This window comes from Micromonospora gifhornensis (assembly GCF_016863515.1).
Classification (GTDB): Bacteria; Actinomycetota; Actinomycetes; order Mycobacteriales; family Micromonosporaceae; genus Micromonospora; species Micromonospora gifhornensis.
On the sequence record NZ_BOPA01000038.1, the window covers coordinates 78,533 to 85,388 of the forward strand.

Here is a 6,856-nt window from a genome sequence, read left to right on the forward strand (position 1 = left end):
GCGTCCAAACGTGAGGCTGCGGGGCGACCCGTGCAGGCACCTGCCCGGCCGACCCGCGCCCCGTATCGAATCGGCACCACGAGGATAGGCCAGCGCCGATCTTTCAGTCTGCTGTGGACGCTCAGCGGCTCCATTCCTGCTTCGCGGCTCGGACCAGCTTGTCCTTCAACTCCCGGGTGTGCCGCCGACTCACCGGCAGCTCCGCGTCGTCGACCACGACCACGTAGCCGGAATTGACAAGTCGAAGCTCGGCGATCAGCCGCAACTGCACCAGGTAGGACCGGTGGATCCGGACGAAACCGGCGTCGGCCCACCGGTCGGCGAGCGTCGCCAGGGACACCCGCACCAGGTGCGAGCCTTCTGTGGTGTGCAGCCGGGCGTAGTCGCCCTGTGCCTCCACCCAACGCACGGCCGAGCGGGGCAGCATCCGGGTGGAGCCGGCCAGCTCGACGGGGATCGTCGGGTCCTCCTCGGCGCGGGCCAGGGCCGCCGGATGCGACGGCAGCACCCGTGACCCGACGACTCGACGCAGCGCCTCGGCGAGCCGCTCCGCGCGTACCGGCTTGCGGACGTAGTCGGTGGCGCCCAGGTCGAAGGCGTCCGCGGCGCCGTCGTCGTACGCGGTGACGAAGACGATCGCCGGTGGCCGGGCGAACTGACGCAGCACCCGGGCCAGTTCCATCCCGTCCAGGCCGGGCATCCGGATGTCCAGGAAGATCACGTCGACCTCGTCGTCGCGGAGCACCCGCAGCGCCTCGGTGGCGTCGCCGGCCGTGTGCAGCCGAGCCACCCTGGGGTCGGTACGCAGGTGGTACGCCAGCTCGTCCAGGGCCGGTGGTTCGTCGTCCACCGCCAGCACCCGCAGGAAGCCGGGCGTACCGCCGTTGCCGGTCACGAACGCGCCCGTACGCCGGGGTGGAACTTCGGCACCCGCATGCTCACCTTCGTGCCTGACCCCACGCCCGTCTCCACCACCAGGCCGAAGTCGCTGCCGAACACCGAGCGGAGTCGTTCGTCGACGTTCGAGAGGCCGACGTGCTGGCCCGGGTCGTCCCCCGGATCACCGGTGGCCCCTGCCAGCTCGGCGATTCCGGCGGTAAGTGTGCCCGGATCCATCCCCACTCCGTCGTCCTCCACCGTGATGTGACATTCGGCGCCCGCGTCACGCGCCTCGATGCTCACCATGCCCGTGCCGGGCTTGCGCGACAACCCGTGCCGGACGGCGTTCTCGACCAACGGTTGAAGGCACAGGAAGGGCAGTGTCACCGGCAGCACCTCCGGGGCGATCTGGAGCCGTACCTGAAGTCGGTCGCCGAAACGGGCCCGTTCGATTGTCAGGTAGCGGTCGATCGACCGAAGCTCCTCGGCCAACGTGGTGAACTCACCGTGGGCCCGGAACGAGTAGCGGGTGAACTCGGCGAACTCCAGGATCAGCTCCCGTGCCCGCTCCGGGTCGGTACGGACGAACGAGCCGATCGCGGTAAGCGCGTTGTAGATGAAGTGCGGGCTGATCTGCGCCCGCAGCGCGCGGACCTCGGCCCGCGCCAGCCGTTCCCGGGACGAGTCCAGCTCGGCCAGGGCGAGTTGGCTGCCCGCCCAGCGGGCGGTCTCCATGGTCGCCTGCACCAGGCCCGGAGCGGGCACGCCGTCGGTGACCGCGATCATGGCACCGGCCACCCGGCCCTCCGCGCCGGCCATCGGCGCCACCACCGCACCCCGGATCGGGCAGTCGATGCGGTCGCAGAGCAGTTCGGCCTCGCCGAGGACGGTGGACCGCTCGGTGGCCACCACTCGCTGCGCCGCCGCGCGCAGCTGGTCGGTGTGGTGCGCGCCGCGTCCGTCGAGGGCCAGCACCTCCTCGGTGTCGGTCAACGCCAACCCCGCCGCGCCGACCAGGCCACGCAGGTGCCGGGCCGCTTTCGCCGCACCCGCCGGACTCAGCCCGGCACGCAGCGGCTCGGCGGCCAACCCGGTGGTGTGCAGCACCTCGTAGGTGGCCCGCTGGCTGGCCGTGGCGATGCCCCGCCGGCCACGCAGCCGAGCGACCGCGACCAGGGCCCCGGTGAGCACGACGACCAGCGACAAGACCCCGATGCCGGCCGAGAGGTTGCCACCCACGTTGATGATCCTGCTGGTTACGGTGGCTCAGGGAAAGAGCTGATTCAGTACGCGCCCTTGCGCGCCAGCACCACGCCCACCGTGCGCCACAGGATGCTCAGGTCGTACGCCAGCGACCAGTTGTCGACGTAGTAGAGATCCAGTCGGACGGCCTCGTCCCAGGACAGGTCGGAGCGGCCGGACACCTGCCACAGCCCGGTCATTCCGGGGCGGACCAGCAGCCGGCGGCGTACGTCGCCGAGGAAGTCGCCGTCGTCGGCGGGCAGCGGTCGCGGCCCGACCAGGGACATCTCGCCCATCAGCACGTTGATCAGCTGCGGCAGCTCGTCCAGCGACGAGGCGCGCAGGAAGCGGCCCACCGGGAAGACCCGCGGATCCTGCTTCATCTTGAACAGCATGCCGTCGGTCTCGTTCTGGTCGACCAGGCTGGCCAGCCGGTCCTCCGCGTCGACGTACATGGTGCGGAACTTCCACACCCGGAAGGTGCGCCCCTCGTGCCCGACCCGGGGCTGACGGAAGAAGACCGGACCGGGATCGGAGATCCGGATGGCGATGGCGATGACGAGGAAGGCCGGAATCAACGCCAGCAGGCCCAGCCCGGCGGCGACCCGGTCCATCATGTTCTTGGCCAGCAGCGCCGGCCCGGACAGGGTGGGCTCCTCGACGTGCAGCAGCGGCAGGCCCTCGATCGGGCGGATGTGCACCCGAGGGCCGGCGATGTCGGTCAGCTGCGGTGCCACCACCAGGTCGACCCCGGAGCCCTCCAACTGCCAGGCCAACCGGCGCAGCTCGCCCGGCTCGGCGCTGGCCGAGCCGCAGACCGCGATCGTGTCGCCGCCGACCTCCCGCACCAGGGCCAACACGTCACGGCCGGCGTACACCGGGACGGGGGTCTGCACTCCCTTGGCTGCGGCGTAACCGTCGGTGATGTGGATGGCGACCGGCACCAGCCCGGCGGCGGGGTTACGGGTGACCGCGGTGTAGACCTCCAGGCACTCCGGCAGGGTGCCGACCAGCACCATCCGGTGGGCCGCCTGCTGGGTGTTGCGGCGCATCACGTGCAGCACGAAGCGGGTCAGGATCCGGCCCAGCAGGATCAACAGCAGGGCCAGCAGCAGGGCGGTGCCGACGGTGAACCGGGACAGATCGGTCTTGGTGGCGAAGGCGAGGAACGACACGGCCGCGCAGACCGCCACGCCGGCCCGGATCACCCGCTTGAACTCGTCCGGCCCGAGACCGAGACAGCGTCGGTCATAGGCCCCGCTGAACCACAGAATCGTCAGCCAGCCCAGCGGCAGCAGCAGGAAGGCCACCGTGTGGAACCAGGTCGGGTCGTTCTGGGCCTCGTGGAAACCGGCGGTGGCCTGGTCGAAGGTGCGGATCGCGGTGAAGCTGGCGAACGCCGCCGCCGCGAAGTCGAGCAGCAGCAGAATCGCGGTGTACGGCCGATGCCAGCGGGAGACGCGTCGTCGAGCCCGCGCCCACGCCGAGCGGGGTACGCCGTTGTGTGACGGCGGGTTCGGCGGCTGGATCTCGAAGCTGTCGACGTGCCGCACGAGTCTGCTCCGGCCTTCGTTGGTTACCGGGCGCTGGAGGCTTGTCGTCACCTCACCCATGTCCTCCCGCATGACCCGCACCGCTTACTCGCCGTAAGGGCCCGAGTCTCCCACCGTTCCAGTTTCCCACGCGGATTCCGCCTCGACGCCGACCCGAGGGACATTGCGTGACGGACTCGCTTTCGCCTGGGATCTGGCCGGCTCCACGCCATCCGGAAGCCGGGGACCGGGCCACTATACCGATGGATGGCGGCCCGGGAAGAGTGCCGGACCGTGGTTGCGCACCCCGCGTCCGATTCCGCTCCGTAGTCAAGCGTGTCGTTACTCACCGTACAAGTCTGGACAGCCTTCGGTCAGCAAGGGGCTTGCCGCCGGTCTGGCAGGTCGGGCAGTACTGGAGGCTCGAATCGGCGAAGGAGACCTCACGCACGGTGTCGCCACAGACCGGGCAGGGCAGCCCCGTACGGGCGTGCACCTTCAACCCGGAGCGCTTCTCACCCTTCAGTTCCGCGGCCCGTTGCCCCAGCGAGCGGGTGACCGCGTCGCCGAGCACCCGCCGGGTGGCCGCGTGCAGCGTCGCCATCTGCTCGTCGGTGAGCCGGTCGGTCAGGACGAACGGTGACAGCTTCGCCGCGTGCAGGATCTCGTCCGAGTACGCGTTGCCCACCCCGGCCAGCACCGCCTGGTCGGTGAGCACCCCCTTGATCTGTCCCCGGCGGCTACGCAGCGCCCCGGCGAAGGCGGCCAGATCGGCCGAGAGCGCATCCGGCCCGAGTTTGGCCACTCCGGGCACCGCCTGCGGATCGGTCACCAGGTAGACGGCGAGCTTCTTCTGCGTACCGGCCTCGGTCAGGTCGAAACCGGAACCGTCGTCCAGGCGTGCCCGCAGCGCGATCGGGCCCTTGCCCGGCCGGAGCGGGACGGTCGAGGCGAACGCCTCCCGGTAGTGCAGCCAGCCGGCCCGGGCCAGGTGCACCACCAGGTGCAGGTCGCCGTCGAAGACGACGTCGAGGAACTTGCCGTGCCGGCGGGCGTCGGTCACCGACCGGCCGGTGACTGCGGTCAGCGCCGGATCGTACGTCTTCAGGGCGCTGATCGCGACGGCCTCCAGCCGCTCGACGCGGCGACCCACCGCGCGCTGTCGCAGGTAACCCGCGAGCGCCTCCACCTCCGGTAGTTCGGGCATCGTCCAACGGTAGCCTTCTTTCCCGTGAGCGCGAGGAATGAGCTTGCGAGTCCCGCAGTCGTGAACGAAAGACGAATCCCGTGAGAATCGTGGTGGCGCACAACCGGTACCGGGAAGCTCAGCCCTCCGGTGAGAACACCATCGTCGACGCGGAGATCTCCCAGCTCACCGCCGCCGGTGTGGAGGTGCTGCCCTTCCTGCGCAGCTCCGACGAGATCCCGTCGATGCCGAAGACGGCGAAGGCACTGCTGCCGATCTCCCCGATGTACGCCCCGAAGGCGCAGGCCGACCTGTCCCGGCTGCTCACCGAGCACCGGCCGGACGTGCTGCACCTGCACAACCCGTACCCGCTGCTCTCGCCCTGGGTGGTGCGGACCGCGCACAAGCACGGCGTGCCGGTGGTGCAGACGGTGCACAACTACCGCCAGGTCTGCTCCTCGGGGCTGTACTTCCGCGACGGGGTGATCTGCCAGGACTGCCGGGGGCGGACGCTGGGGGTGCCGGCGGTCGTGCACCGCTGCTACCGGGGGTCGCGGGCGCAGAGCGCGCTGATGGCCACCACCCTGGCCGTGCACCGGGGCACCTGGAAGTCGGTGGACCGGTTCATCGCGTTGACCAGCGCGGTCGCCGACCACCTGCGCGACTACGGCATCCCGGACAGCCGAATCGTGGTCAAGCCGAACGGCATTCCCGATCCTGGTACGCCCGCCCCGCTCGGTCAGGGCTTTCTCTTCCTCGGCCGGCTCTCCCCGGAGAAGGGGCTCGGCCTGCTGCTGGAGGCGTGGCGTCGGCACCCCGACGGGGCGCTCGGGCCGCTGCGGGTGGCCGGTGACGGTGAGTTGCGTCCGCTCGTCGAGGCGGCGGCGGCCGAACGGGCCGATGTGACCTTCCTCGGCCCGCTGGACCGGGCCGGGGTCCGCTCGGCACTGGCCGCGAGCGCCGTGGTGCTGGCCACCTCCACCTGGCACGACGTGCTGCCCACAGTGATCATCGAGGCGTTGGCCAGCGGCCGTCCGGTCCTCGGCACGGCGCTCGGCGGCATCCCGTACCTGGTCGGCGCGGACACCCCCCGCGAGCCCGCCGGCACCGGCCCGGCGGTGATCGCCTCGGCCCCCGCCCCCGCCAGCCCCGGCGGGCCGGCTGCTGCCGGCGGGCCGGGTGGCGTCGGTGGCATGGCGGGTCTGGGCAGCGCCTCCGGGGTCGCATCCGCGCTGCCGGCCGGGGTCCTGGCCGGTGAGGCCGGCTGGGTGGTGCCGCCGGAGCCGGCGGCGCTCGCCGCCGCGCTGCCGCTGGCCGCCGCCGGTGCCGCCGCACTCGCCGCCCCCGCCCGGTCCCGCTACGAGCGGGTCTTCCACCCCGACGTGGTCACCAAGCAACTCCTGGCCGTGTACGCGGGGCTCGCGCGCTCTTGATCGACGCTGTTACGCCGTAGTGGCGGTATCCCATCTGCCTGGATACCGCCACTACGGCGTAACGAAGTCGATCTAGTAGGAAGTGAGCTTGTAGGACTGGAACTGGCCGGGGCTCCAGCCCCGCCAGATGCCGAGCCCCAGTCCGTAGCCGGTGCAGTCGTCGCTTGCGTAGGCGACGGCGTACACGGGGGTCCAGGCGATGGAGGTGACCGCGTCCTGCATCGGGTGGCAGAGGTCATCGACGGCGGTGTGGCGGGCGACCACGTAGGCGGAGTTCGCGGTGTAGAGAACCAGGCCCTGGTCAGGCACCTTGAACGGTTCCCGCTCCACCTCCTTCGCGGCCGCGGGCGCGGCAGCCAGAGTGGTGGTCAGGGCTGCGGCGGCCAGGACCGCGGCAATCCGCTTGGCGGTTTTGCGCATGAGGTCTCCCAAGGGTGGGGTGGCGTGGGGAGCGAGAACATCAGCTTCGCCAGGAAGCGACATCCGTCTATGGGATCTTCTCATGGCATTGATTGAAGCGTCAACAATTGTCGATCACCTTGAAACCGGCGCGTTAACAGGGGGCCCTTCCTATGCGCGAGGCG

General features: G+C 70.8%; 6 protein-coding genes. 1 reads left to right on the forward strand and 5 read right to left on the reverse strand.

What is annotated here, in order from left to right:
- Window positions 1–121 precede the first annotated feature (121 nt).
- From Vgi01_RS24890 to Vgi01_RS24905, 4 genes are all read right to left on the reverse strand, one after another.
- The gene (locus Vgi01_RS24890; RefSeq protein ID WP_102656585.1) at window positions 122–895 is read right to left on the reverse strand and encodes a LytR/AlgR family response regulator transcription factor; all 774 of its coding nucleotides are present in this window, start codon (window positions 893–895) and stop codon (window positions 122–124) included.
- Window positions 892–2,118, reverse strand: a complete 1,227-nt coding sequence (locus Vgi01_RS24895) for a sensor histidine kinase (protein ID WP_102656584.1) — start codon at window positions 2,116–2,118, stop codon at window positions 892–894. The genes Vgi01_RS24890 and Vgi01_RS24895 overlap by 4 nt, the downstream gene beginning before the upstream one ends.
- 44 nt (window positions 2,119–2,162) lie before the next feature.
- Window positions 2,163–3,734, reverse strand: a complete 1,572-nt coding sequence (locus Vgi01_RS24900) for a sugar transferase (protein WP_102656636.1) — start codon at window positions 3,732–3,734, stop codon at window positions 2,163–2,165.
- 265 nt (window positions 3,735–3,999) lie between these two features.
- Entirely contained in the window at window positions 4,000–4,860 is an 861-nt protein-coding gene (locus Vgi01_RS24905; protein WP_102656583.1) for an Fpg/Nei family DNA glycosylase, read from the reverse strand.
- An 80-nt stretch (window positions 4,861–4,940) separates the two neighbouring features.
- Between Vgi01_RS24905 and Vgi01_RS24910 the strand changes: the two genes are divergently transcribed.
- Window positions 4,941–6,272 carry a glycosyltransferase gene (locus Vgi01_RS24910; RefSeq protein WP_204292658.1) on the forward strand — a complete coding sequence of 444 codons (1,332 nt, stop codon included), beginning with the start codon at window positions 4,941–4,943 and terminating at the stop codon, window positions 6,270–6,272.
- Between the two features lie 72 nt (window positions 6,273–6,344).
- On the opposite strand, the gene Vgi01_RS24915 is transcribed toward Vgi01_RS24910, so the two are convergent.
- The gene (locus tag Vgi01_RS24915) at window positions 6,345–6,692 is read right to left on the reverse strand and encodes a hypothetical protein (RefSeq protein WP_102656581.1); all 348 of its coding nucleotides are present in this window, start codon (window positions 6,690–6,692) and stop codon (window positions 6,345–6,347) included.
- Window positions 6,693–6,856: the final 164 nt, after the last annotated feature.

Coding starts and splice junctions, on each gene's coding strand:
- Vgi01_RS24900 (WP_102656636.1), bottom strand. CDS start 3,734: ATGGGTGAGGTGACGACAAGCCTCCAGCGCCCGGTAACCAACGAAGGC.
- Vgi01_RS24905 (WP_102656583.1), bottom strand. CDS start 4,860: ATGCCCGAACTACCGGAGGTGGAGGCGCTCGCGGGTTACCTGCGACAG.
- Vgi01_RS24915 (WP_102656581.1), bottom strand. CDS start 6,692: ATGCGCAAAACCGCCAAGCGGATTGCCGCGGTCCTGGCCGCCGCAGCC.